The organism is Pseudomonas entomophila (assembly GCF_023277925.1).
Classification (GTDB): Bacteria; Pseudomonadota; Gammaproteobacteria; order Pseudomonadales; family Pseudomonadaceae; genus Aquipseudomonas; species Aquipseudomonas entomophila_D.
Genome location: NZ_CP063832.1, coordinates 1,923,153 through 1,950,134, shown reverse-complemented (window position 1 = coordinate 1,950,134; position 26,982 = coordinate 1,923,153). Strand labels below are relative to the sequence as shown.

The following is a 26,982-nucleotide window of genomic DNA, read 5'->3' as shown; positions in this document are numbered from 1 at the left end:
GGAACCGAAGCGATGTCGCGCGGCATGCCCCAGCCAGCCTCCCCAGCCCTAGCCGTGCAACCGCGTGGCAAGTCTTGCGGCGAACCCCTGCTGCTCAAGCCCCTGGCCCAGGCCATTGCCTTGTTCCTGCTGGCGGGCAGCGCCCAGGCGGGCCAGGCGTTCAGCTCGGCCTGGTTCGCCGCCAAGGGCGCCTCGACCGCACCGGCCGCAGCCGCAGGGGGGGGCGCAGGCCTGCCGCAGCCGGGCTCGCCACCCCCCTGGCCCAGCAGCAGCGCATCAACCAACAGTTCCAGCATTCGGTCAGCAACCTCAACAACACGGTTGCCGCGATCGCCGCGCAGCAGGCGGCACAGGCCAATGGACGAACCCTGGCCCAGGTCCAGCCGCAGGTGGTGCCCAATGGCTTGGGCGAGGGCGGCCTGAAGGTCGACGAAAACCCGCTGACCCAAGGCTGGCTCAACGCCAAGGCGCCGCAACAGGCCCAGAACGGCGGCAAGACCCAGGTGCGCATCGAGCAGACCGCTGACAAGGCCATCCTCAACTGGGAGACGTTCAACGTCGGCCGCGACACCACGGTCACCTTCGACCAGCAGGCGCAGTGGGCCGTGCTCAACCGAGTCAACGATCCCAACGCCCGGCCCAGCCAGATCCATGGTCAGATCGAAGCCGCCGGCACGGTGATGCTGGTCAACCGCAATGGTGTGGTGTTCAACGGCACCAGCCAGGTCAACGTGCGCAACCTGGTGGCCGCCGCGGCCCAAATCAGTGACGAGCAGTTCAGCCAGCGCGGGCTGTATGTCGACAACAGTGGCAGCCAGGCCACCTTCGCCAATGCCGCTGGCAAAGTGCTGGTCGAGCGTGGTGCGCAGATCCACACCCGGGAGCCGGCGACCTCCACCGCGGGTGGCGGCTATGTGCTGTTGCTGGGCAGCGAGGTAGGTAACGACGGCCAGATCGTCAGCCCCAAGGGCCAGACCACCCTGGCGGCGGGTGACGACTTCTACATCCGTCGGGGGCGCGGCACCGAGGCCAACCCGTTCTCGACCACCCGGGGCAATGAGGTGGCCAGCAGCCTGCGTGGCGACAGCGGCGCAGGCACTGTCGCCAACCGTGGTTTGCTCCAGGCTGCAGGCGGCGATATCACCCTGACCGGCCACCAGGTGCGCCAGGAGGGCGTGGCCCTGGCCAGCACTGCCGTGGACCGCCGTGGCAGCATCCACCTGCTCAACGCGGCCAGTGACAGCAATGGCAGCGTGACCTTCGGCCGGGGCAGCGTGACGGCCGTGCTGCTCGATGACAGCAGTGCCCTGGACAGCCAGCGCGAAGCCTCGCGGGCATTGATCAACGGCAGCGCCGGCAACCTGGCCAGCGGCCGTTTCGACAACCTCAGCACGGTCATCGACCGCCCCGAGCAATCGCGGGTGGAGGCGGTGAGCGGTGGCACCGTGCACTTCCAGGACGGCTCGCTGACCCTCGCCACGGGCGGGCAGGTGGCGGTCAGCGCGGGCCGGCGCAGCCTGGTGGAGGATGGCGCGGGCATTGATGTGGCCGGCGCCCTGGGCGTCAAGGTGGCGATGCACAGCAACCTCGTCAAGATCAATGTGCAGGGCAACGAACAACGCGATGCGGCCGGCAATCGCGACAAGGGCGGCCTGATCAACAGCGATGTCTGGGTCGACGTGCGTGAGCTGGTGCATGTGGCTGCTGGGGTCAATGGTTATGCCAGCGATCGCTGGTACACGGCGGGCGGCCTGCTGGAGGTCGGCGGCTATCTAGGCACGCGCAACCACAGCGTCGGCGAATGGATGGCCCAGGGCGGCACGGTCACCTTCACCGGCCAGGACCTGGTGACCCGCGCCGGTGCCCGGTTCAACCTGTCCGGCGGCACCCTGGCGGTGCAGGACGGCGTCATCCGCCAGAGCTGGCTGCGCGGCGAGGATGGTCACCTGTACGAGCTGTCCCGCGCGCCGGGCGACCTGCTGTACACCGGTGTCTACCAGGGGTTCGAGCAGACCAGCGTGCGCTGGAAGCAGACCCGCCTGTTCCACAACCCGCTGATCGCCCCAGGGCAGCGTTTCGAACAGGGCTACACCGTGGGCCGCGATGCCGGCAGCCTGGTGGTCGCCACCCAGGCCGCGCTGCTCGATGGCCAGCTGATCGGCGAGACCTGGCGCGACCAGCGCCAGCAGCAGGCCCCCGTGGCCGCGCTGGATGGCTACCAGCAAGCGCATACCGCCCAGGCCCGTGGCGCGCAGTTGGTCATTGGCCAGCAGGTGCCGTTGTACCAGGCGTCGAGCAAGGAGCTGGTGCATGGCCTGTACCCGGTGCTGCGCCAGGTGCTGCTGCGCGACAGTGCCCGTGGCGGCAGCGCGGGCGTGGCCTTGCAGGCGCCGTTGGACGAGGCCCGGCGTGGTCGTCTGGTGCTGGATACAGGCTTGCTCAACGGTTTCGCCCTGGGCGGCCTGAGCGTGGCCGCCAGCGAGCGGGTCGAGGTCGCCGATGCGTTGCGCCTGGCCGATGGCGGGCAACTGGCGTTGCATGGCAGCCAGGTGCAGGTCGATGCCGGCCTGGTCGCCCGGGGCGGCACGCTGCGCCTGGGCAACGTGCTTGGCCAGCTCAATGCCGGCGCGGTGATCGACCAGGCGCTGGCAACCCCGGCGGGGCTGCGGGCGCAGGTGGTCGTCGCACCGGGCGTGCGCCTGGATGCCAGTGGCGTGCGCCGCGACCACGGCGATGCCAGTGAGCGCGCCTGGCGCAATGGCGGCAACCTGGTGCTGCGCAGCACCGGCGACCTGGTATTGGGCCAGGGCAGCCTGCTCGACGTTTCGGGTGGCGTGGTACGCGGCGACGGCAATCGGCTGCTTGGCGGCAGCGGCGGCAACCTCACCTTGCAGACAGCCTATTTCGACAGCTCCGGGAGCAGCGATGGCAACAGCCGATTGCAGCTCGGGGGCGAGCTGCGAGGGTATGGCAGCATGGGCGCCGGCACCCTCGACATGCGCGGTGGCAATGTGCAAATCGGTGGACCGCGCGGCGATACCGCCGGTGTCTATCTCCCCGAGGGCTTCTTCGCGCTGGGCTTTGCCCAGTACACCGTGCGGGCCAGCGGTAGCCTGAGGGTGGCCGAGGGCAGCCAGGTGCAGGTGACCCGACCGGTGGAGCAGCTGGATGCCGGTGACGCGGTGGTCGGCCAGCCCAAACTGTGGCTGCCGCCGTTGTTGCAGGAGGATGCGCTCAAGGGTCGCATTGGCCAACGTGGCGGCGCCAGCCTGAACCTGGCGGCGGGCGATGCACTGCTGAGCCAGGCCAAGCGTGAAGCGGCGGCGTTGGTGGTGGGCCGAGGCGTCGCGATCAGTGTCGACCCGCTGCAATCGATCGCCTTGCGCAGCACTGCGCAACTGACGCTGGACGGCAGCCTGCAAGCACCGGGCGGCGCGGTGAGCCTGTTGCAGGAACGTGCGCCGCTGGCGGCGTCGGGGATCGCCGAGGCGCCCCATCAACGTTCGATCAATCTCGGTGGCGAGGCGCTGGTCGACGTCAGGGGGCGCGCCTACACCGCCCTGGACAGCCAAGGGCGGCGCTATGGCCGGGTGGATGCCGGCGGCAGCATCGTCATTGGTGGCAACCTCGACCAAACGAAGGGCGTCAGTGAGGCGGCCGACCTGTTCGTGGTGCTCGAACAGGGCTCTCGCCTGCGCGCCGACGGTGCCCAGGCGACCCTCGACATACGCGGCCAGGGGCCGCTGCAAGTGGCTAGCGCCGGGGGCAGCATCAGCCTGGCATCGAACAACGGCTTGCGCCTGGACGGCGAGTTCAGCGCCGCCTCCGGTGGCCAGGGCGCGGCGGCGGGCAGCCTGGCGGTGGCGCTGGACACCGGGCTGTACCTCAACCGGGCACTGGTGGATGGATTGGTCGCGCCCCGTGAACTGCTGCTCGAGCAGCACGCGAGCCCGGCCGCGCAAGGGCCGTTGCGTTATGGCCAGGGGCGCTTGAGCATCGAGCGCGTCCAGGCCGGTGGTTTCGGCAGCCTGGCGCTGCTCAGCGACGGCGTGCTGGCATTCGCCGGTGATGTCGACCTGGGGCTGGCCCAGGACCTGCGCCTGTACACCGGCTCCCTGGTGCTCGCCGAAGGCGCGGCCAGCGACACCCGGGTGCGCTTGCACGCGCCATACGTACGCCTGGCCGGCAGCACGCACCACAGCGGCGACCTGGCCACGCGCCCCACGGTCAAGGGCGGGCAGTCGCAACGCGCCAGCGAAGCGCTGTTGCAGGTCGAGGCCAACCTGCTCGACCTGCGCGACGAGGTCACCCTGGGCGCGAATGGGCGCCTGAACCTGGCCGGTAACCAGAGCCTGCAGTTCGACCGGCGCGGTTTCACCCTGGGGCGCCTGCGCAGCGAAGGCGATATCCGCTTGCTGGGCAGTTCCGACCCGGCCGTCGATCGCGGGCGCTTCACCAGCAACGCCGACCTTGAACTGGTCGCCGCGCAGGTCTATCCGGTCACAGGGGCGTTCGGTGCCATTGCTGCGGGCCTGGACGCGACCCTGCGTATCGGGCGGGTCGGCACCGCCACCCCGGCGGTGCCACAGTCGGTGTTCGGTCGCGTGCGCCTGGAGGGCGGTACCGTGGAGCAGGGCGGGGTGGTCCGTGCGCCGCTCGGTGAAGTCGCCCTGGGTACCGAGGCACGTAGCTCGGCGGGCGATGTGCAACGGCTGACGCTGCTACCCGGCAGCATCACCTCGGTCAGCGCCGCAGGCCTGCTGATGCCTTACGGTGGCACCCTCGACGGGCTCAGCTACCTGTATGGCGGCAAGGCGGTGAGCCTGATCGGGGCGGCGGGCGACACGTCGCACGGCGTCATGCTTGGGGCTCGGCAGGTGGAGGTGCAGGCCGGGGCGCTGGTCGACCTGTCTGGTGGCGGCGAGCTTACCGGCGCCGGTTTCGTCTCGGGGCGCGGTGGCTCCACTGACGCGCGTTACCACCCACTGGTGCAACTGGACAGTCATGGCCGGTTGCTGCTGCCGTCGTTGGCGAGCAACCCGGTCTACGCCATCGTGCCGGGGCTGGCCCAGGACTATGCGCCCCTGGCGGGTGCTTCCGGCGCGGCCGACCCGGCCATCGGCCAGCGGATCACCCTCGACCACGGCGTGCCAGGCCTCGCCGCGGGCACCTACACCTTGCTGCCGGCCAGCTATGCCCTGTTGCCGGGTGCTTACCGTGTCGAACTCAACGGCCTGGCCCAGGCCGGGGCACAGGCCGACAGCCTGGCGATGCGCAATGGTTCCTGGACCACCTCGGGCAGCCTCTCGGTGGCCAACACCACGGTCCGCCAGCCGCTCGCCAGCCAGGTCATCCTCACCGCCGCCGACACCTTGCGGCGCTACGCCCAGTACAACGAGACCACCTATGCCCGCTTCGTCGCCGCCGATGCCGCCGCCAAGGGCGTGCCGCGCGCCGCGACCGAAGCCGATGGCAAATGGCTGACCCTGCGCCTGCGGGCCAACGACGACGCGGCCAGCACCTTGCGCTTTGCCGGGCAGGCCAACTTCGCCGCCGCCGAGGGCGGGCGCCCAGGCAGCGCGACCGTCATGGGCGCGGAGCACCTGGAGATCCTCGGCCCCGGGGCGGGCGGGCGGGCCGACACGGCTGACCTGACGCGGATCCTCGCCAGCGAGCTCAACGCCCTGAAGGCGCCGCACCTGAGCATCGGCGCCCGTGCGCAATTGAGCTATGGCCAGGGCGGCAACCTGCTCAGCCTCACCGAGAACACCACGGCCATCCGCGTGCGCTCCGGTGCCGAGTTGCGGGCGGGCGAGGTGTTCCTCTCGACCAGCAGGCGCGGCGGCGGCATCGTCGTCGAGCAGGGCGCGGCCATCGACACCTTGGGCCAGGGCCGGGTGCCCTACGATGCCAATGACGGTTTCCTCATCGACCCCAACCAGCATGGCCTGCTGGCGGTCTCCAACGGGCGCCTCGATGTCTTGCCGGCGGTGGCCGGAGAGCTCTTCGCGCCAGGCAGCATCCTGATCGGCGATTGCCCCAGCGGGGCCTGCCAGGGCACCACCCGGCTGTACTCGGAAGGTTCGCTGTTCGCCGCCACCGACAAGACCTTCCGCCTGGATGAGCAGGTGCGCTTCGGTACCCGGCACCTGGGGTTGGCGGTGGGCCGGATCAACGTCGGTTCCGCCGAGGCCTTGGCGGCCGCGAAGGCGACCGGCACCCTGGGTGACGGGCTGACCCTGAACCAGACCGTGCTCGACCGCCTGCTGCGCGGCGACACCCAGGCGGGGGTGCCGGCACTGGAGACCCTGAGCCTGTCGGCGGCCGACTCGCTGAATTTCTTCGGCACCGCCACCCTGGACACCTACGACCGCGAAACCGGCCGCAATCGCCTGCACGACCTGATCCTCGCCACCCCGGCGATCTATGGCCACGGCAGCGCCAGCGACCGTGCCACCCTGCGCACCGACAGCCTGATCTGGAGCGGCGCCCGCCACCTGCCGGGCACCCCCATCGCCGGGGGCGCCGGCAGCGGCGACGGGGTGCTGGATATCCAGGTCGGCAGCCTGGCGTTCGGCTATGGCCCCAACAGCCAGCCCCAGGGTAGCGACGACATGGCGCGCCAGGTGCTGGGTTTCACCCGTGTCACCCTGCAGGCCAGCCGCCAGATCAGTGCCAACCACACGGGCAGCCTGCGCATCCATCATCAGCGCGGTGCGTTCGTCGACGGCGGCTTCCAGTACAGGGGCGGCGACCTGCGGGTCAGCACCCCGCTGTGGACCGGCGCCGCCGGCTCGGTCAACCGCATCGTCGCGGGTGGCCAACTGACCGTGCTGGGCGGTGGCACGGCCCTGGCCAGTGGTCGTGACAGCCTGGGAGCGGAGCTGGCCTTGAGCGGCCAGCGCCTGGCCATCGACGGCACTTTCAGCCTGCCCAGCGGTAAGCTGACCCTCGAGGCCAACGACGATCTGCGCCTGGGTGATCACGCGCGCATCGACCTGGCGGGCCGCGCCCTGACGTTCAACGACGTGACCCGCTACAGCTGGGGCGGCGACCTGGCGCTGCGCAGCCGCGACGGTGATATCCACCAGGCCGCTGGCGCGTGGATCGACCTCAGCGCCAGCAACAACCGCGCCGGGCGCTTGAGCGCGATCGCCCTGGGCGAGCGGGGCGGGCGCGTCGAGCTGCTCGGGCAGAACCTTGGCGCCGCCAGTGGCTACTACAACGCCGGCGGCACCCTGGTGCCCTACGCCCAGGGCGCGGTGGACATCCGCGCCCGGCAACTGGATGACTTCGCCGGCCTCAACCAGCGCCTGAACCGCGACCAGGTGTTCGGCGGCCGTGCATTCCAGATCCGGCAGGGCGACCTGGTCATCGGCAATGAGCTCAAGGCCCATGACATCAACATCTCCCTCGACAACGGCCAGCTGACCGTCGCCGGCCGGGTCGATGCCAGCGGCGAACAGGTCGGCAGCATCCGCCTGGCCGCCAAGCACGGCTTGACCGTGACCGGCAGCGGCCAGCTGGATGCCCATGGCAGTGTGCTGAGGGTCGACAGCCGTGGTGCGATCATCGATGCACCGAACCGGGCGCTGATCGAACTGAACAGCGGCAACGGGCAACTGACCCTGGCCAGCGGGGCGACCTTCGACCTGCGCCATGGCACCACGGCCAGCATCGGCAGCGGCCCGGGCCAGCATGACGGGCGTGCGCTCGGTACCCTGCAATTGACGGCGCCGCGGCTGGGCAGCGACATCAGCGGCGATATCGCCATCGATGCCCGTGGGCCCTTGAACATGCTCGGTGCGCGCAGTATTGCCGTGGTCGGCAACCAGCGCTACAGCGACGCACTCAAGGGGGGGATCGCCGCCAGCGGCAGGCCATTCCAGTTCATCGACCAGGCCTACCTCGACGCCAAGCACCAGCGCAGCGAGCTGTTCATCAATGCCCTGCTGGGCAACCGCGACCTGCTCGACAAGCGCCTGGCCGGCCTGAACAACAACACCTACGCCCAGGCCTTGCACCTGCGCCCGGGGGTGGAGATCGCCACCGTCGACAGCGCTACCGACCTGATCGTCCAGGGCGACCTGGACTTGTCCGGCCATCGCTACGCCAGCCTCAACCCGGCCTTCCAGAAAACCCTGGCCTACGGCTCGGGCGAGGTCGGCAACCTGGTGCTGCGTGCCGGCGGTAACCTGGAGATCTACGGCAGCATCAACGACGGTTTCGCGCCGCCGGCGTTCGCCAGCGACGAGGCGCGCATGGATGGCCGTGGCTGGTTGCTGCTGCCGGGCAAGCAGCCGTTCGACAGTGACCTGGTGATCCCGCGCAGCGGCGTCGAACTGGCCGAAGGCACCCGCTACCCGGGGGGCAGCGTGCTCAACTTCGACCTGCCGTTCGCTGACACCACCTTGCCGGCCAACACCCGCCTGCCCGGCGCGCTGTACCTGGCGGCGGCGCTGAACCTGCCTGCCGGCACCGTGCTCGACGCGGCGGTGTACGACAAGGCGGGCAACCTGCTGTACGCGGCCGGCACGTTGCTCAAGGAGGCGGTCACCCTGGCCCAGGGCAGCCGCCTGGAAGCCGGCAGCCGCCTGCCGGTGGCGGTGGCGGTGCAGGGCGGCACCTGGAGCAAGGGCGTCACCTTGCCCGAGGGCGGCCTCGGCCAGCGCGGAGCCTTGCCGCTGGCGGCCGGTTCCCGGCTGCCAGCCGGCACCGAGGTGAAACTGGCCGAGGGTGTCGACCTGATCGAGTTGCGCCCCCGGGTCAATGGCCAGCAGGGCCGCAACTGGGCCCTGGCGCCGATGTTGGCGCAAGGCTCGCAGTCGTGGTCGATACGCCTGGTGGCCGGTGCCGACCTGGACGCCGCCGACAATCGCCTGACCCGTCCGGAGCCGGATGCCGGCCTGCTGCGCCTGGCCGACCAGCATTACATCGCCAGCCAGGTCAAGACCGGTGGCGGCGGCCCCGCGCCGGGCACCGGCATGGTCTGGGCGCCGGACAATGGCGCCGGCTTCCCAGCGGGTGAGCCGGTGGCCGAGGACCAGCTGATGTTCTGCGAGCTGGTGCCCGATTGGTGCGTGCCGGCACCTAAGCCCAAGCCGGGCCTGGTCTGGGCTGCGGACAACGGTGCGGGCTTCCCAGCGGGTGAGCCGGTGGCCGAGGACCAACGGGTGTTCTGCGAACTGGTACCCGACTGGTGCGTGGCCGCGCCACCCAAGAAGATCATCGTCTGGGCCCCGGACAACGGCGCAGGCTTCCCGGCCGGCGACCCGGTGACCGAGGACCAGCTGGTGTTCTGCCAGCTGGTGCCCGACTGGTGCCGCGAAATCGACGACCCCGGCCAGCCCAAGCCCGAGCCCGAACATATCGTGGTCACGCCGACCACCCAGTTGTTCAGCGTGCTACGTACCGGCACCGGCGACCTGGACCTGATCAGTGCCGGCGACTGGCGCATGGATTCGCTGTTCGGCGTCTACACGGCCGGCACCCAGGCCCCGGCGCTGCTCGTCGACGGCCGCGACCCGCACCTGATCGCCCGCGGCCAGCAAGCCGACGGTTCATTGCTGGGCGCGCCCGGCGCCACGTATGAGGCAGTGACCGCGCAGAACTTCCGTGCCTGGTACCCCGAACAGGGCGGTAACCTACGCATCGAGGCCGGCGGCAACCTGACCGGCAACCTGGTGGCCGGCAAGCAGGCGGCGGGCGGTGTCCGTCCACAGCAGGCCACGGCCGCCGTCGGTGGCTGGCTGTGGCGCCAGGGCCAGCGCGAGGCGGGAACGCCGGCCGCCTGGGGCATCAACTTCGGCACCTATGCGCACAAGCCTGGCGCAGACCCCGTCGACCCGTGGCTGGTCGGTTTCACCGGCATCGGTACCTTGGGCGGCGGCAACCTGGCCGTCTCGGTGGGCGGGGCGGCGGGTTTGCTGCAGGCCAGCGGCGCACAGCTGGCCGACATCGAGCGCAGCCAGGGCCTCAACCTGGTGGTGGCCAGCAGCGGCCGGGCCGCTGCCGATGGCCAGGTGGTGCAGACCGGTGGCGGCGACCTGGACCTGCGCGTGGGTGGCGGCCTCAACCCTGGGCTGGGCGCAGTCGCGGCCGCCAAGGCCAATACGGACCTGGCAGGCACCCTGGTCAACCTGCGCGGCGCCCTGGGCGTCGAGGCGGCGAGCGTCGGGGTGATCCAGCCGCAATACGGCAGCTACAACAACTTCCACGATACCCACGAATCGCGCGCCTACGACCCTTACACCGCCACCCGTGCCAGGGCGCTCGGTGGGTTGGTACTGACGCCAGGCGACAGCGCGGTGCGCGTGCAGGCGCGCGGCGATGTGGTGGTGAAAGGCGTCGGCGATGCTGGCCGGGTGGCGCAGTACAACACGTTGCCGTTCACCGGCGACGATGGCCGGGCCTACAAGGCCGATGGCTTCAGCTGGTTCTCGCTGTGGCGAGCGGACACTGCGGTCGACCTGCTCAGCGCGGGGGGCAACCTGGTGCCGGTGGTGGCGCCCCATGAAACAAGCGCTGCCAGCGCCAACCTGTCGCTCGATGGCGGGCGCCTGTTCTATCCGACCGCCCTGCGCGCGGTCGCGGCCAATGGCAGCCTGTACTACGGCAGCTCCGCCGCCGACATCGGCATTTTCGAGAGCTCACCCTACTCATTGATGACTGCGCCGTCGGCCAACACCGAACTGCAGCTGCTGGCCGGCAACTCGATCTACGCCGGTGGCTACGTGATCAGCCAGGCCGGCACCGACAGCACGCCACTCGCTACACCGGAACGCCCGGCGTTCCTGGGCCGCTTGAGCAATGGCCAGACCAAGGCCGGCAACCTGCATGGCGACCTGGCCGGCGAGCGGGGCAGCTACCCGTTGTACACCTATGGCCTGAACACCTACTCGCTCGTGGGGGCGCAGCCGCGCGCGGCGTCGCGCTTCTACGCATTGCAAGGCGACATCGTCGGCCTGAACACCGGTGAGCTGATCACCTTCAGTGGCAGTGGCCTGAAACTGTACCAAGGCGCAGGGCCGACGCGGATCATGGCCGGGCGCGACATCGTCAATGCCGGCGTGCCCCTGGAGGGGCGGCGTGACGCACCGGGTGAGCTTGCCCACTCGCGGTTCAGCAGCCAGGGCACGGTGCAGTCCACCGGCAACCTGATCATCCATGGCGACCGCAACGACGTGTCGCTGGTCAGCGCGGGGCGCGATATTCGCCTGAGCACCTTCAACGTCGCAGGCCCCGGGCTGCTGGAAGTGGTGGCCGGGCGCAATCTGTTCCAGGCAGGGCAGGGCGTGGGTTCGGCCTACCAGGAAGCGGCGATCAACAGTATCGGCCGGGTTGGCGGTGGTGGCGGCGATGGCGCATCCGTCGCGCTGATCGTCGGTGCCGGCGAGCACGGCCCCGACTACGCTGGCCTGCTGCGCCGCTATCTCGACCCCGCGCGCCTGGCCGACCCGTCGCAACCCCTGAGCGGGCAACCGGACAAAGTCGTGAAGGCCTACGAGCACGCGTTGCAGGCCTGGTTGCGTGAGCGCCATGCCTTCGAAGGTGACGGCGAAGCGGCCCGCGCCTTGTTCGCCACGCTGCCCGCCGAACAGCAGCGCATCTTCGCCCGCCAGGTGTACTTCGCCGAACTGCGCGAGGGTGGGCGCGAGTACAACGACCTCGACGGCCCACGCACCGGCAGCTACCTGCGCGGGCGCCAGGCCATCGCCACGCTGTTCCCCGACAAGGACGTGGCCGGCAACCTGATTCGCTACGGCGGCAATGCCACGTTCTACGGCGGCGCCGGCATCCACACCGACTTCGGGGGCGATATCCAGGTGCTGACGCCGGGTGGCCAGCAGGTGTTCGGTATCGAAGGCGCGGCGCCACCGGCCAGCGCCGGGGTGATCACCCAGGGCAGCGGCGATATCCAGCTGTATGCCCAGGGCAGCATCCTGCTCGGCCAGAGCCGCATCATGACCACCTTCGGCGGCTCGATCCTCGGTTGGTCGGCCAGCGGTGACATCAACGCCGGCCGTGGTTCGAAGACCACCGTGGTCTATACCCCGCCCAAGCGCACCTATGACTTGTGGGGCAACGTCGGCCTGGCGCCGAGCGTACCCAGCACCGGTGCCGGTATCGCCACGCTCAACCCGATCGCCGAGGTGCCGCCGGGTGACATCGACCTGATCGCGCCGTTGGGCACCATCGATGCCGGCGAGGCTGGGATTCGTGTGTCGGGCAACGTCAACATCGCCGCGTTGCAGGTGGTCAACGCCGCCAACATTCAGGTTCAGGGTGACGCCAAGGGCATGCCGGTGGTGGCGTCGGTGAATACCGGGGCGATCGCCTCGGCCAGCGCGGCGGCCTCGTCGGCCACCCAGGCGGCGGAGCAGGCCGGCCGCCAGCAGCAGTCAGCGGCCCGGGCGCGGCAGCCGTCGGTGATCACCGTGCAGGTGCTGGGGTTCGGTGGTGAAAAGCTGGTTCCAGGGCAGGACGGGGCGAGCCTGAACCCGCAGTACAACCGCCAGAGCCCGGTGCAGGTGTTGGGTGCGGGCGCGCTGGACGAGCAGGCCAAGGCCCAGTTGACCGAAGAGGAGCGGGGCAACCTGCTGCTATGAGGCCAGCCCTCACCGGCAAAGCCGCCCCCTGTTGGAGCCGGCTTTGCCGGCCAACAGCCGTTCCTCGATAGCACAGGCGGAACGTCGTCGCCCAGGCTCCAGGGGGTGCCTACCTGGTATTTCTGTCAGTTTTCGAGGCTGGGGCAACGCATTAGAGTCTTCGCAGCACTGTGCAGACACTCGTCGGAGATTGCCATGTCCAAGCAAGAAGACCCTCGCGTCCAGGTAGTGTCTCAACCCATCGAGAAAGCCGCCTCGCCTGTGCGCTTGATCGTGCAGTCGCCGGACGGCAACCCGGAGCACGATATCCCCCAGGATGCGCCGCCGTTCAAACTGTGCCATGGCGCCACGCATCGCCTGGAAGTCATTGCGCCGCATGGCAGTACCTGGGTGGATCAGCGGCTCAGCCTGCGCTGGATGGGTACCGAGGGCACGCCAGGCAGTTATGGCTTGGAAGCGGGTCCTGAATTCGTTACCGACACTAACGATCAGGACACCGCCTACCAGGACTTGCCTGCGGCAGGCGCCGAGTGGCAACTGACGGCGACAGGCGCCCATGGCGTGATGTCCGGTGATGTGACCTTGGGCTTGGGCAGCTACTGGCAGGCGCCCATCTACCCGCTTGAAGCGCAAGTGGGCGATTACTGGGGGCGCATTACCGACCTGGAGTGGGATGGCACGTACCCGATCGTCGATCAAGGGAATTCCACGACCCTGACCGCCACGGTCAGCAGTGACTTTGACGCCAGTCGCCCTGCTCCAGGAGTCTTGGTGGGGTGGAAGGTTGGCGGGCAGGATATTCAATACATCCCGACTGATAAGGAGGGCCACTCGAAGTTGGAGTACAAGGCCCAGTTAGCGGACATCGATAACGGCCGTATCAATTTCGACGTCACCTATGAAGACGCATTTGGTCACACGAGCGCATGCGAGCAAAGCATCCCGGCATTTATCAGCGACCCCTGGTCTGAGGGGCTGGTGCTGGAACTGCGCGATGGGGGAGGGAACGTTATTGAACCCACGCCGGCTGGCCTGTGCCTGGTTCGGGAAGGTCGCTACACATTGAAGCTGATGCCCAAGGCGGGTAACGATTTCTTTATCGGCCAGTCTATTGCGCTCGGTTGGTCTAAGGGGAGCGAGCAGTTGGGTATTGAGTTCGCCCCCAAGGAAGCTCGGGAAATGCCTGGCGGCGGTCTTGAATGGCAAATCACAGGTGGTGGCGAAAGCGGACTGTTCAGCCTGATGGCGACGGCGTCGCAGTTGGACGAGGACGCGCCGATGCAGATGCCTGGCGTGCAGGTTTCAGCCTATCTCTATGATGAAGTCGACATGACCATCGACGACCAGCCCTTGGCGTTCCCGTTGATTTTCCGTCGTGGGGCGGCGCGCAGGATAAAGGTCAAGCCCAAGCCAGGAAGTCCACTGCCGGGCTTGGATTGGGCATCCCACATGACCGTTTGGAGCGGCAGCGAGCTTCCCCCGGACACGATGTCGGCAGTCCCTGCCTTCGGCACCAAGCGGCCGATGACTGAGCAGGGGCTGGAATGGGAGGTCACCGGTGTGGATGCCAGTGGCAAGTTTGGGCTTAACGTGTTCGCGGATAATTTCGGGTCATTCACCTTGGGACCTGCGGCATTGCTGTCACAGAACTTGAGTGATGAAGTGGATGTGACCATCGATGGCGATGCGGTGAGTGAAGTATTGATTTTCCGTCGAAGCACGGCGCGTACGATAAAGGTCAAGCCCAAGCCCGATAGCCCGCTGCTGCTGGCGAATGGAAAATGCAGCATGGGCTTTGTGAACGGCAGCCTGACCTCGGACAAGGTAACGGCAAGCCCGGACTACGGCAACGAACGACCGATGACCGCGGATGGGGTGGAGTGGACACTGATAGGGGCAAACCTCAGTGGCAGTTTTGGCCTGACGATCGATGTCGAAGGTTTCTTGGTGTCAGCGACATTGCCGACGGTGTTGCTGTTGTCAGAGGCTTTGGATGACGAAGCTGTTCTGGAGGTGGAGACGGTCAAGGTGCGCGGGCAATGGATTTTCCATGTGGGTGTGGAAAGTAGCGTGCGTATCGTGCCGAAGAAGGACAGCCCACTGGGCCTGACGGGGCTTGTTGCCAAGCTGATGTTCGACGGGCTGGAAGCGCAATTGACGGAAGACGAAATGCCCGCGACACCGTCCTACGGAACACTGGCCGAGGTTACGGACAGTGGCGCCACCTGGACGATCAAACCGAAAGGCGTTCGCGGTGAGTTTGGCCTGCATGTTGTGGTGCCGGGTTTCACGACCCCCTTGAGGATGGAGAAGGGGTACGTGATGTCAAACAATCTGGCGGAAGAAGCAGAAGTGTTCGTCGAAGGTGCGGAGTTTAGAAATAATAAACAGGTAATGCGCCGCGGGGGTCGTTACACGGTAAAGTTGGTGCCCAGGGAGGGGATAAACAGCCCGCTGGGAAGAATGTATCTCATGGCCAGCATGATATTGAAAGAAGGTGCTCTGCCACAGGAGAGTATTGTCGCCAATCCGAAGCTTGGCAGTTCCCAGTCTATGCAGGCAGGAAGTGTAAGTTGGGATCTGACGATCAGGGGTTTCAGCGGTCTGGGTGATCTGGAGTTGTCGGTGGAGGGTTTTGATGTTTCGTTGAGTATGCCGGTCGCGTTGATTTCAAATGAGCTTGTCGATGAACTCGAGTTTGATCTTACTCTCACTATACCGATTAATGAAGAGAGCGTTATTTATGTGGTGAAGCTGAAAGATAACAGCCCTCTGGCTGAGATAGACGCGAAAGCGCATTTGCTAAGACATGTTGTGAGTCTCCATCCTATTGCTCTTCCAATATTTTACGCTCAAGTACGTTTTACCGGTAATAGTTTGTCCTGGATAATTTCTAGATACCCCCCCGGGGGCGCAAGGATTTTGCACGATAGGAGTTGGTGTAGATTTATTTGATACAGAAATTCATACCATCCTAACTGCTCTCTGACGCTGAGTTATAACAGCCCTTCAGCATAGGGAAGCTTGTTCGGAGAATCCCTGAACGTCTGGATGTCGAGCACTCTTGGGAGGTGTTAGCCTGTTTTCGGCTTATCACGGTAAACCGGCGAATGGCCAGGGGGCAACGAATGCCCCCTGGCAGGCGCCGGTTAGACGGCGTATCTGCGGAACGATCCGCTTACTGGGACGGTGTCAGACCAACACGCCCTGGCTACGCAGGTAGTCGTCGTAGGTGCCGCTGAAATCGACCACGCCATCAGGCGTCAGCTCGATGATACGGGTGGCCAGGGACGACACGAACTCACGGTCATGGCTGACGAACAGCAGGGTGCCTGGGTAGTTCTCCAACGCCAGGTTCAGCGCCTCGATCGATTCCATGTCCAGGTGGTTGGTCGGTTCGTCCATCACCAGCACGTTGGGCTTCTGCAGGATCAGCTTGCCGAACAGCATGCGGCCCTGCTCGCCACCGGAGATCACCTTCACCGACTTGAGGATCTCGTCGTTGGAGAACAGCATGCGCCCCAGGGTGCCGCGGATCACCTGCTCACCGCTGGTCCACTGGCCCATCCAGTCGAACAGGGTGACGTCGTCCTCGAAGTCGTGGGCGTGGTCCTGGGCGTAGTAGCCCACTTCGGCGCTGTCGGTCCATTTCACTTCGCCCTTGTCCGGGGTCATTTCACCGACCAGGGTGCGCAGCAGGGTGGTCTTGCCGATGCCGTTGGGGCCGATGATGGCCACGCGCTCGCCGGCTTCGATAGCGAAGCTGAAGTCCTTGAACAACACCTTGTCGTCGAAGGCCTTGGCCATCTTCTCGACGGTAACGGCCTGGCGGTGCAGTTTTTTGGTTTGCTCGAAGCGGATGAACGGGCTGACCCGGCTCGACGGCTTGACCTCGGCCAGCTGGATCTTGTCGATCTGCTTGGCGCGCGAGGTGGCCTGCTTGGCCTTGGAGGCGTTGGCCGAGAAGCGGCTGACGAAGGTCTGCAGCTCGGCGATCTGGGCTTTCTTCTTGGCGTTGTCCGACAGCAGCTGCTCGCGGGCCTGGGTGGCGGCGGTCATGTACTCGTCGTAGTTGCCTGGGAACAGGCGCAGCTCACCGTAGTCCAGGTCGGCCATGTGGGTGCAGACGCTGTTGAGGAAGTGACGGTCGTGGGAAATGATGATCATGGTGCTGTTACGCGCCGTGAGAATCGTTTCCAGCCAGCGGATGGTGTTGATGTCCAGGTGGTTGGTCGGCTCGTCGAGCAGCAGCACGTCCGGGTCGGAGAACAGCGCCTGGGCCAGCAGCACGCGCAGTTTCCAGCCCGGGGCCACTTCGCTCATCGGGCCGAAGTGCTGTTCCAGTGGAATGCCCAGGCCCAGCAGCAGCTCGCCGGCGCGGGATTCGGCGGTGTAGCCGTCCATCTCGGCGAATTCGGTTTCCAGCTCGGCGACGGCCATGCCGTCTTCCTCGGTCATTTCCGGCAGCGAGTAGATGCGGTCACGCTCGGCCTTGACCTTCCACAGCTGCTCGTGGCCCATGATCACCGTGTCGATCACGGTGAACTCTTCATAGGCGAACTGATCCTGGCGCAGCTTGCCCAGGCGGGTGTTCGGCTCGAGCATCACCTGGCCGCCGGACGGCTCCAGGTCGCCGCCGAGGATCTTCATGAAGGTCGACTTGCCGCAACCGTTGGCGCCGATCAGGCCGTAGCGGTTGCCGTTGTTGAATTTGACCGAGACGTTTTCGAACAGCGGCTTGGAGCCGAACTGCATGGTGATATTGGCTGTGGAAATCAAGTGCTTGTCCTGCGGGGGTTCCAGAGGTGTATTAAGGCTCGCTCGTCGGTCTGTGCCTCCATGGAGGCCCCATCAGACGAGAGGGCGGCAGCTTCTCAAGCGCCCTCCAGTCCGAGGAGGAGCTGATCCATTTCGCGTAGGTAGAGAGCAACATCTCGACGCTATGGCCAAGCTGGTTCGTGATGAACGCTTCGGTTCATCCCAGCCATAAGGCTCAGGGGCGCGCGGAGGTGGCGGGTGTCGTACTGACGGCGTTCACGAATGTCCAGCGCCTTGAGCGCTGATTTGAATTGGCGGATTGTAACACTTGGTTCGTTGAACCACAGCCCACCTTTGCCTGGTTTGAGCACAAATGACTTGTGGGGTAGGGCGATGGTGGAACCGTTCGCCCCTGGTTGACCAAGCGACGCACCTGCCTTGATGGCATTGAGCGCTCGATCATGCAGCCCATCCGGCACTTCCCGAATCGACGTGCAGATTTCCCCCCCCTGTCAAGGCCACCCTTGCCTCAGTCGCTCATGCGGCACGCGCAGGAGGCAAGGCGTTCTGGCGGTAATGCTGAAACACCCGCCAGTTCCTATCGGCGTGGACAGCCAATTTTGAACGTCCGAATGGAAAGCGCTTCGTTGCGAGCATCCTTCTCGTTCTGTTGGCTCATCGAGAAACTACCGTCTTGATAACGCTTCGCCATGGCAGCGTTGTTACGGTCAATCTCACTGAAAAGGTGGGCGCACTCGGAGGCTTTCGCTTCGGTTGAAACGGGATCTGGGGCATTCTCGACATCAAGCACGTATTGCGACTTTTCATGTGCGCAACCGAACAGCGCCGATAATGCCAAGACCATGACTATTTTCTTCATGCTATTTCCATATAGTTTGAGTTTTCGCAATTGCTGACTGGCTCAGGCGGGGCAGGGTTGTGGTCTGCAGCCAGGCGTTATCAGGTCCCGCAGTCGTCACGGGTGCCTGCGCAGCCATTCATCTGCGACGTCCCCCATGGTGGTGGGTGCGCCGCTGTTGATCCAGGCCATGAAGGCGCGGTCGAACTTGAAGGACTCGCCGCACTCAGCGACCAGGAACTGCCGAACCTTCTGCGTGTTCCGGTAGTTGTTGTCCAGTGGGGTGGCGCGGGTGATCGGTCCAGCGTGCCAGTCAAAGCCCATTTTCAATCCTTGGATGGCCATGTTCACTCGGAGCGTAGCACTGCGCGCGCCTCAAGATGACCGACACGTTGCGGGCCGGTGGCTACCGGCTCGCAACTTTGGGTGGTGCTTACTTGCCTTTGCCCGAGGCGTCCTGCTCGACCACTAGGTCCAGCACATAGACTTGCGACGGTGCGTCGGCGGGCGGGTTCTTCCACGCGTACTGCTTCACCCGCAGCACGGTACGTACGCCATCATGGTGCTCATAGCCCTCGATGGACTGGTACAGCGGATGCCAGGCATCCTGGGTCGGCAATTGCAGGCCGGCGTCGTCATAACGGCGCTCGCGCACTTGCAGGCACTGGTAGTTCGGGATCAGCGGGTGGCTGCATTTGACGGGCTTGGCGGCCACCTCCAGGAACTTGATCTCGCCCTTGCTGCCGTAGCGGGTCTCTGGGGTGGCTTCGCCCTGGAACTTCAGCACCGAGCCGTCCTGGGTGGTCAGCTGCAGCACCGGTTCAGGGGCGGCGCCGGTGATGGCTGTGCGCAGGTCACCCTTGAACAGGCGACCAATCGGGGCGTCCCCATCCATCAGGCGCTTGTCGCAGGCCATCAGGGTCGAGGCGAGCGACTGGACCTTCAGTACACCGTCCTGATAGCTGTAACCCCCGAATTGGGTGTTGCAGCCGCCGCTGATGTTCAGCTTGCTGTCGAAAAAGTTCAGCCGCAGCTTGCGTTCGAAGCCATTGTCCAGGCCAGCGATGGGCTTGCCTGAAGCATCGTTGGCCGATACCAGGTTCCAGTAGTAGGCCGAGAGTGCAGGCTGGCCAGCGACGGACGAGGAGGGGGTGGGCATGGACGGCGACCCTTCAGGGGAAGTGGTAGCCGGGGTGCACGCCTGAAGCAGGGCTGCACAGACGGCAACAAGGAGAATGTTGTGTTTCATGGTTCGCTCTTTCAGCCTTGATAAGGGGTAGCAGCCCCGCAGAGGGGCGCGCGGGTAAGCCGGGAAGTCGAGGCCGTTCTGGAAGCGAGCCAGGACGTGGATCCTGTCTGGCCCGCCGGGTCGGGCGACCTCAGTCGTGACCGATGGCAAACAGACAGCATCCGTCACGTTCAGTTTCAGGGACCTGGCGATCTGGCGATCTGGGAATGTTGCTAAATCTTTCAGGATGCATCGCGTTGCAAGTCGTTGAATCAAATGAAGGCGGGTGGTGTGCTGCACGTGCGATGGCGCAAATCGGCCTTGAGCATCCTGTGCAATCTTCGACACTTCACAGCGCCATCTGGCACTTTGAACTCATTCAACGAGGTTAGGACGATGACGATCGAGGAAGAGTTGGGCCAGCCTCAAAGCCATTCGATCGAACTTGACGAGGTGTGCAAGAGCCTGGGGTACTGCCGGGCTGGTTGTGCAGGCGGTAGCGGGGCGCTTGGCAGTGGGCAGCCATGGCTCAGAATGCCGTCACTATCGCGAGGGCCAGCTGATCATCCGTCATGGGCGCAGGGGCGTAGGCAGCGTGATAGTAACGGACGGCCTGCTCGAACTGCGCCCCTCGTATCTCGCCCCCTGAGCCAATGAAGGTGAGTGCGTCGGCCTTGGCGGGTTTGAAGTTGTCCTTCGCCGATTCGGAAAGCGCGGTGGTTGCTGTCAAGGGAGTGAAAGGGAGTATCGTTATCATCAACATGACCCCCTCGTATGTTCCGTTTTTTTCGTTCGCCAAACCCTGTGCGCTGATCGTTGCCAGGAGGGCAATGACCAGGGTTTTCCATGCCGCCATGCGTGCTGCTTCCGTGCTGCCAAAGTTATGAGGCGCCACGATAGCAAACCTGGCGTACTCACTGACAATAAAGAACCTGACGGCATCACGCTCAGGTGTGTACAGCGGCCGCGGATTTTACTTTTCGAGTGGTCAATGTAGCGTCGTGCAGGCTGGCTATGTTGTTCAGTCCATGCTCGAGCGCTTCGAGTGCAGGTCTTTTATCCATGACCTTGCGACCTTCCTGCGCCGGGGCACTGCGTGCCGACATAGGCCAGCTTTCGTCTGGTGTGTGTTGCAAGCCGCTGGGCGACATATGCACGTGCAATTGTCGACGACGTTGCTGCACCAACTTATGGATGTGTTTCATGGGCGTGCACCTCGGGGGGTGTCTTCTTGGTCGTGCCACAGGGCCTGCCCATCAGTAGACGCCTGTTTCGCTGACCCAAGTGGCATGGCAGACCAGCGGCGCGGTCCATGAAATGCTCAATGAGAGTCAAGCGGTCTCAAGGTGTTGCTGCTGGTCAGTGCTTCAAGCCTGTTGCTGGGCGGTTGTGCGAACAACACGGATGTTCGCGCGGGGCATGACTACACGTCCGGCATGACCGCAAAGAACCCGCCGCAATATCTGGGCTGTGTACAGGGTGAGTTGCAAGGTGGCGCGAAGATTTACCTGCTGCAAAGCCACAACACGGTTGAGTTTTTCGTCGACAGCACCGCCCCCACAGAACCTCCGGCCTGGTCGAGATGCGGCAGGTGGATCGGCAGTGCAAGTTCCTCGCCTACCAGCGCGATGCCTGGTACGACAAGGGGCGCCTGCTCGACGCCGCGCTCATGTGTTCGCGGGCCTAGTCCTTTTGCCATGCCTGGGCCGGGGGGGAGCCCAGGCATGAAGAAGCGGGCAAGAATGCGGATGCATCGCCGCGAAGGGATGCGTAGAGTGGGCCATCGCTTTTTCACGGCAGGAGCCCGCCATGTCGAACGCTTTCACGCTGCAGTCTTCCCCCGTCGGCACCCTCACCCTGGTGGCCCGTGGCGAGTGCCTGGCCGCCGTGCTCTGGGAGCATGAGCGCAGCAACCGCGTGCGGCTGGGCGAGTTGCACCGCGATGATCATCATCCTGTGCTGCGTGAAACCGCCCGCCAACTGGGCGAGTACTTCGCCGGCACACGGCAGTGTTTCGAACTGGCGCTGGACTTCGCCGGCACCGATTTCCAGCGCCAGGTCTGGGCGGCACTGCTGACCATCCCCTTCGGTGAGACCCGCAGCTACAGCGACATCGCCCGGCAGATCGGCAAACCTGACGCGGTACGGGCGGTTGGCGCGGCCAACGGGCGCAACCCGATCTCGATCATCGCCCCCTGCCACCGGGTGATCGGGGCGTCCGGCAGCCTCACCGGCTTCGCGGGTGGGCTGCCGGCCAAACAGTTCCTGCTGGCGCTGGAAGGGCGACAGAGCCTGGCACTGGACTTCTGAGGGTTCAACCGAACCAGGTGCAGAGCAATCCCAGCAGGATGGTAAGCAGTGTCCCGGCGAACAGGCCGTAGTGGCGATGAGCACGGTGGTACGCACCCATAACCTGCTGGGGCGGCTCTACATGTTGCCTGTGGCACCGTTCCACCGACTGATCGCGCCGCTGGCGCTGGCCCGCTTGCGCGATTGAGTTCAGGAGGGCGGCAACTGGGCGAAGCGCTGGCGGAACCAGTCGGTGAGCATGGCTTTCTCGGCAAACAGGCGATCACCGTTGGCCTGGCGCCCAGGGCGGCTGAGGTACATCTTGTCGCTCAGGTGCTCCTGCGCCTGAAGGGCTGGATGGCCAGGTTGGGTGAGGGTGTAGACCAGGTCGATGCTGGGCCAGGTGATGTCACGCATGAAGCGCACATCGTAGGCGTGGTTGTGCCAGGGCTCGAAACGCCCCGCCAGGTCGATGTCACGGATATCGATGACCAACTGCTGGCCGGGTTTCAGGTAGCGCTGGCCGAGTTTCTGCAGGTGTGTGGTGATGGCCTGCATCACTTGCGTCTCGGCGCCTTGCTCGTAGCCTGCGCTGTCGAGGCTGGCATCGCGGAAGTTCTCCGGGTGTTCGAATTGCACCTCGACCTGTGCGGCCGGGGTGCCCTGTGCCATGCTGTCAAATGCCAGCACCATCAGTACGGCACAGGCCAGGGTGGTACGCATGCTGCACCTCCGGGTGTGGGCGGCTTGCCTGACCATTTTACGCCTGTACCGGGGAAGTCGCAGAGGACGATGCAATGAGCCGTTATCGGCGGATAGCCGCCAACACCCGCGGGCGCGACCTGGCCGTGGGCGATATCCACGGGCATTTCCAGCGCTTGCAAGCTTGCCTGGAGGACGTGGGTTTCAATCCTCGGGTCGATCGCCTGTTCAGCGTGGGTGACCTGGTCGACCGAGGGCCTGACAGCGAGAGCGCCCTGGAATGGCTGGCCGAACCCTGGTTCCATGCGGTGCAGGGCAACCACGAGACACTGGCGATCAACCACCTGTGCGGTGGGCGGGTCGACCTGGACATGTACCGTGCAGCGGGGGGCGGTTGGTTTATCGACCTGCCGGAGCACGAGCAGGAGCCGTTCGTGGAAGCCTTCCTGACGATGCCCATCGCGCTGGAGGTCGAAACCGTCCATGGGCCGATTGGCCTGCTGCATGCCGACAGCCCGTTCAGTGACTGGGCGGCACTGAAGAAGAGCCTGCAAAACGACGATGATCCTGATGTACGGGAAATCTGCCAGTGGTCGCGGCGGCGGCTGAGGGAAGGCGACGAGCAGTGGGTCGAAGGGCTGCGCGCCCTGGTGGTCGGGCATACGCCGCTGCGCAGGATGACAGTGCTGGGTAACGTCTGGCACCTCGATACCGGCGGCTGGGGCAGTGGTCACTTCAGCTTGCTCGACCTCGCATCGCTGACACTGGTCAGCCCCATGCCAGGTGAATGATCACGCCGCCTGCCAGCAGGATCAGCCTCATTCCGGACGCCCGCTCAAGCCACGGCAGCAGCCGCGCGAACCGGCGCGGTACCTGGTAGGCCAGGGCTATCGGGGGACGGCAGCAGTGTCATCGCTGGCGACTGTTGCGGCCATTTGCCGTATGACTGTGCTTGACGCAAGCCCGGATCGGGCGCGACGCTGCCGTGGTCCTTGAAGGAGAAGAAGAATGGACCTGTCGAGCCTGTTGCTGTTCATCCCCGCCTGCTTTGCCCTGAACATGGCCCCGGGGCCGAACAATCTGCTGTCGCTGCACAACGCCAGCCGCTACGGCCTGCGCACCGCCTGCGTGGCCGGTGGCGGGCGCCTGCTGGCGTTCAGCGGCATGATCGCCCTGGCCGCCATGGGGCTGGCGGTGGTGCTGCATACCAGCGAGTACCTGTTCCTGGCGATCAAGGTGCTGGGCGCGGGCTACCTGTTCTACATCGCCTGGCAGCTGTGGCGCGCGCCGGTGGGGGAGGCACAGGTGACGGGGGAGCAGCCGCGGGGTACCTGGAAGCTGGCACGCCAGGAGTTCTGGGTGGCGGCCGGCAACCCGAAGGCGATTCTGATTTTCACCGCCTTCCTGCCGCAGTTCGTCAGCGTGGGTGGCAGCGTCCCGGTCAGCGAGCAGTTCCTGCAACTGGGTGTGCTGTTCCTGCTGCTGGAGTGGGCGGCCATCGCCATTTACGCTGGGTTGGGTGCCTACCTGCAGCGCTGGTTCGAGCGCCCCGCACCGCGCCGGATGTTCAACCGGGTCAGCGCCTCGCTACTGGGCGTCGCCGGGCTGGGGCTGCTGGCGGCCCGCCGCTAGAGTTGCCAGCGTACCCCCAGGTTCATGCCGCTGGCTTCCTGCTGGCGGCTGTCCAGGTTGCTTGAACAGACGATGGTCGTAGGCGCCGGCCGAGCGTGTCTGGGTTTGAACGAATGCCGTGTCGCTGCTGGGGACGCCCTCGCGGGCCTCCACGACCTGGATGCCGTTGCCCGCCGTGGCTGCGCCTGCGCCGCCGAGATTGTTGGCCTGCAGCCTTGTGCTACCGGTAATGCTACCCAGGCCCACCACCAGGCGGTCGGAGACCGCCTCGTCACCCGCCAGCACGCTGTTGAGCCGCAGTGTGGCGTTGTCGCCCAGGTAGTCGCCGTTCAGGGTGAGACGCCCCTGGGCATCGTTGCCAGTGCTCAGGTCGATCAACCCTGCGTTGCGTACTGTTGCTTTCTGGCCTGCGGTGAACGCCGTCACAGTCGCGTGGTTAGGCGGCTGCGATCTTGCCTGAGTTGTAGATAAACGCCTGGTATGGGACAACGGGCAGAAATGCCAGGTGGCAAGGTGCGATCAGTCGCGGAAGAACGTCTGCACCAGGTGATAACCGAACTTGCTTTTGATCGGGCCGTGTACCACGCGCAGGGGTTTCTTGAAGATCACCTGATCGATGGCGCCGACCATCTGGCCTGGGCGCACTTCGCCCAGGTCGCCGCCACGCTTGCCGGAGGGGCAGGTGGAGAATTTCTTCGCCAGCACGTCGAAGGCCTCGCCGTTGGCGATGCGCTGCTTGAGCTTCTCGGCTTCGTCAGCGGTCTTGACCAGGATGTGGCGGGCTTGGGCTTTCATTGTGAGGTACCTGTACTTCGGGACGGCAGAGGGAGGCCGCCATTATGCCTGACGATGGCCTTTGTAGGAGCGGCTTCAGCCGCGATCACCCGCGAAGCGGGGGCCAGGCACAGCGTTGCCTGCATCGCGGCTGAAGCCGCTCCTACAGTTTGAGCTCCGGACGATCGCGGAACTGCTCCAGCGCCTCGGGGTTGGCCAAGGCATCGGTGTTCTTCACCGGCAGGCCATGCACCACGTTGCGGATCGCCAATTCCACCAACTTGCCGCTGAGGGTGCGCGGGATGTCCGTGACCTGGGCGATCACGGCAGGCACGTGGCGCGGCGTGGCGTACTGGCGGATCACCTGGCGGATGTGCTGGCGCAGGGCCTCGTCCAGTTGCAAGCCGTCGCGCAGGCGCACGAACAACACCACGCGCACGTCGTTGCCCCAGTCCTGGCCGATGGCCACGCTTTCCACCACTTCCTCGACCTTTTCCACCTGGCGGTAGATTTCCGCGGTGCCGATGCGTACCCCACCGGGGTTGAGCACGGCATCCGAGCGGCCATGGATCACCAGGCCGCCGTTGGCATTCTCCTCGGCGTAGTCACCCTGGCACCAGACGTTTTCGAACTGGCTGAAATAGGCGTCGTGGTAGCGGCTGCCATCGGCGTCACCCCAGAAACCCAGTGGCATCGACGGGAACGGCTGGGTACAGACCAGCTCGCCTTTCTCGCCGATCACCGGCTTGCCGTGCTCGTTCCACACTTCGACCGCCATGCCCAGCGCCTTGCCGGCGATTTCGCCACGGCGCACCGGCAGCAGCGGGTTGCCCGCCACGAAGCAGGCGACGATGTCCGTGCCACCGGACATGGACGCCAGGCACACATCGGCTTTCACCCGGGTGTACACGTAGTCGTAGCTGTGCGGCGACAACGGCGAGCCGGTGCTGAGCAGCAGGCGTAGGCTGTCGAGGCGATGGGACTTCGCCGGCTCGACCCCGGCCTGTTCCAGCGCCGCCAGGTACTTGGCGCTGGTGCCGAAGGCCTGGATGCCTTCGGCGTCGATCAGGTCGAGCAGGCGCTGGGGGCCGGGGTGGAAGGGGGAACCGTCATACAACACCACGGTGGCCCCGAGCGCCAGCCCGCTCACCAGCCAGTTCCACATCATCCAGCCGCAGGTGGTGTAGTAGAACAGCACATCGTCGGCCTTGAGGTCGTTGTGCAGGCCGTGCTCCTTGAGGTGTTGCAGCAGCACGCCACCGGCGCGGTGGACAATGCACTTGGGCACGCCGGTGGTGCCGCTGGAGTAGAGGATGTACAGCGGGTGGTCGAAGGGCAACGCGGTGAAGGTCGGGGCACCACCGGGCTGGAAGTAATCGCGCCACAGCCGGGCATTGGCGTGCGTGAACTCGCTGGCCTGGGTGTTCGAACGCGTGTAGGGCACGACGAGCAACGTTTCCAGGCTCGGTAGTTGCGTGACGACCTGGTTGATCTTCTCCACCAGGTCGATGGATTTCCCTGCGTACTCGTAGCCGGCGCAGGCGATCAGCAATCGAGGGGCGATCTGGCCGAAACGGTCGATGATGCCGTGGGTGCCGAATTCGGGCGAGCAGCTTGACCAGACCGCGCCCAGGCTGGTGGCAGCGAGCATGGCCACCAGGGTTTCCCAGGTGTTGGGCATCACGGCGGCAATGCGGTCGCCAGGCTGGATGCCGGCTTGCCGGAAAGCTCGCTGCAAGCCGGCAACCTGGCTGGCGAGGTCGTTGTAAGTGAGCTGCCGACGGTTGCCGTCCTCACGCACGGCGATCACGGCGGGGCGATCATCCCGCCGCGTCAACAGATGCTCCGCAACGTTGAGCGTGGCGCCGGTGAACCAGCGGGTGTCGGCCATCCGTGGGCGGTCTTCCAGCACGTGGGTGTGGGGGCTATGCCAACGGACGTGGAAGTACTCGCAGAGGGTCTGCCAGAACTGTGACGGGTGTTCGATGCTCCAGCGGTGCAGGGCTGCGTAGTCGTCCAACTGGAGGTTGAAACGCAGGTTGACCCGGCGGCGGAAGGCGTCCATCCGGCTGGCTTCGATCCGGGACATACTGGGGCGCCAGAGTACATCGTTCATGGGAACCTCCACTGCA

Annotated in this window: 15 protein-coding genes and 2 pseudogenes; 6 read left to right on the top strand and 11 right to left on the bottom strand. The window is 65.6% G+C overall.

What is annotated here, in order from left to right; genetic code table 11:
- Positions 1–74: 74 nt before the first annotated feature.
- Together IM733_RS08270 and IM733_RS08265 are read left to right on the top strand one after the other, a co-directional pair.
- Positions 75–12,608: a filamentous haemagglutinin family protein gene (locus IM733_RS08270; RefSeq protein ID WP_248920406.1), complete on the top strand. Its 12,534-nt coding sequence runs from the start codon at positions 75–77 to the stop codon at positions 12,606–12,608.
- Positions 12,609–12,803: 195 nt separating this feature from the next.
- Entirely contained in the window at positions 12,804–15,563 is a 2,760-nt protein-coding gene (locus IM733_RS08265) for a hypothetical protein (RefSeq protein ID WP_248920405.1), read from the top strand.
- 237 nt (positions 15,564–15,800) lie between these two features.
- Here the strand turns inward: IM733_RS08265 and IM733_RS08260 are convergent, their stop codons facing one another.
- The 6 genes from IM733_RS08260 to IM733_RS08235 all read right to left on the bottom strand — a co-directional run bounded on the left by IM733_RS08260 (position 15,801) and on the right by IM733_RS08235 (position 20,658).
- Entirely contained in the window at positions 15,801–17,387 is a 1,587-nt protein-coding gene (locus IM733_RS08260; RefSeq protein ID WP_248920404.1) for an ABC-F family ATPase, read from the bottom strand.
- A gap of 577 nt (positions 17,388–17,964) precedes the next feature.
- On the bottom strand, positions 17,965–18,246 hold the full coding sequence (locus IM733_RS08255) for a hypothetical protein (RefSeq protein WP_248920403.1): 282 nt from the start codon (positions 18,244–18,246) through the stop codon (positions 17,965–17,967).
- A gap of 96 nt (positions 18,247–18,342) precedes the next feature.
- Positions 18,343–18,549, bottom strand: coding sequence for a DUF6434 domain-containing protein (locus IM733_RS08250; protein WP_248920402.1), 207 nt, complete (start codon positions 18,547–18,549; stop codon positions 18,343–18,345).
- Positions 18,550–18,658: 109 nt separating this feature from the next.
- Positions 18,659–19,384 (bottom strand): META and DUF4377 domain-containing protein, encoded by a 726-nt coding sequence (locus IM733_RS08245; protein ID WP_248920401.1) that lies wholly within the window; start codon positions 19,382–19,384, stop codon positions 18,659–18,661.
- 598 nt (positions 19,385–19,982) lie between these two features.
- On the bottom strand, positions 19,983–20,309 hold the full coding sequence (locus IM733_RS08240) for a DUF2388 domain-containing protein (protein ID WP_248920400.1): 327 nt from the start codon (positions 20,307–20,309) through the stop codon (positions 19,983–19,985).
- 91 nt (positions 20,310–20,400) lie between these two features.
- Positions 20,401–20,658 (bottom strand): hypothetical protein, encoded by a 258-nt coding sequence (locus IM733_RS08235; protein WP_248920399.1) that lies wholly within the window; start codon positions 20,656–20,658, stop codon positions 20,401–20,403.
- 604 nt (positions 20,659–21,262) lie between these two features.
- On the opposite strand from IM733_RS08235, the gene IM733_RS08225 reads away from it, so the two are divergent.
- A complete protein-coding gene (locus IM733_RS08225; protein ID WP_248920398.1) occupies positions 21,263–21,763 on the top strand; it encodes a methylated-DNA--[protein]-cysteine S-methyltransferase in 501 nt (166 codons plus the stop codon).
- 70 nt (positions 21,764–21,833) lie between these two features.
- Positions 21,834–21,950 (top strand): annotated as a pseudogene (locus IM733_RS08220) (DUF2867 domain-containing protein); the annotation flags it as partial.
- 2 nt (positions 21,951–21,952) lie between these two features.
- Here IM733_RS08220 and IM733_RS08215 read toward each other — a convergent pair.
- Entirely contained in the window at positions 21,953–22,465 is a 513-nt protein-coding gene (locus IM733_RS08215) for a DUF3016 domain-containing protein (protein WP_248920397.1), read from the bottom strand.
- Positions 22,466–22,539: 74 nt separating this feature from the next.
- Between IM733_RS08215 and IM733_RS08210 the strand changes: the two genes are divergently transcribed.
- Positions 22,540–23,235: a metallophosphoesterase gene (locus IM733_RS08210; protein WP_248920396.1), complete on the top strand. Its 696-nt coding sequence runs from the start codon at positions 22,540–22,542 to the stop codon at positions 23,233–23,235.
- Here the strand turns inward: IM733_RS08210 and IM733_RS25700 are convergent.
- Positions 23,213–23,320 (bottom strand): annotated as a pseudogene (locus IM733_RS25700) (LysE family translocator); the annotation flags it as partial. The gene IM733_RS08210 and the pseudogene IM733_RS25700 sit on opposite strands and share 23 nt — an antisense overlap.
- Before the next feature lie 132 nt (positions 23,321–23,452).
- On the opposite strand from IM733_RS25700, the gene IM733_RS08205 reads away from it, so the two are divergent.
- Positions 23,453–24,076, top strand: coding sequence for a LysE family translocator (locus IM733_RS08205; protein ID WP_248920395.1), 624 nt, complete (start codon positions 23,453–23,455; stop codon positions 24,074–24,076).
- Here IM733_RS08205 and IM733_RS08200 read toward each other — a convergent pair.
- The 3 genes from IM733_RS08200 to IM733_RS08190 form a co-directional block, all read right to left on the bottom strand.
- Entirely contained in the window at positions 24,032–24,502 is a 471-nt protein-coding gene (locus tag IM733_RS08200) for an autotransporter outer membrane beta-barrel domain-containing protein (protein WP_432760399.1), read from the bottom strand. The two genes, IM733_RS08205 and IM733_RS08200, sit on opposite strands and share 45 nt — an antisense overlap.
- Positions 24,503–24,595: 93 nt before the next feature.
- Complete coding sequence (locus IM733_RS08195; protein WP_248920394.1) at positions 24,596–24,871, bottom strand: peptidylprolyl isomerase; 276 nt, start codon at positions 24,869–24,871, stop codon at positions 24,596–24,598.
- Between the two features lie 142 nt (positions 24,872–25,013).
- Complete coding sequence (locus tag IM733_RS08190; RefSeq protein ID WP_248920393.1) at positions 25,014–26,966, bottom strand: acetoacetate--CoA ligase; 1,953 nt, start codon at positions 26,964–26,966, stop codon at positions 25,014–25,016.
- Between the last annotated feature and the right edge of the window lie 16 nt (positions 26,967–26,982).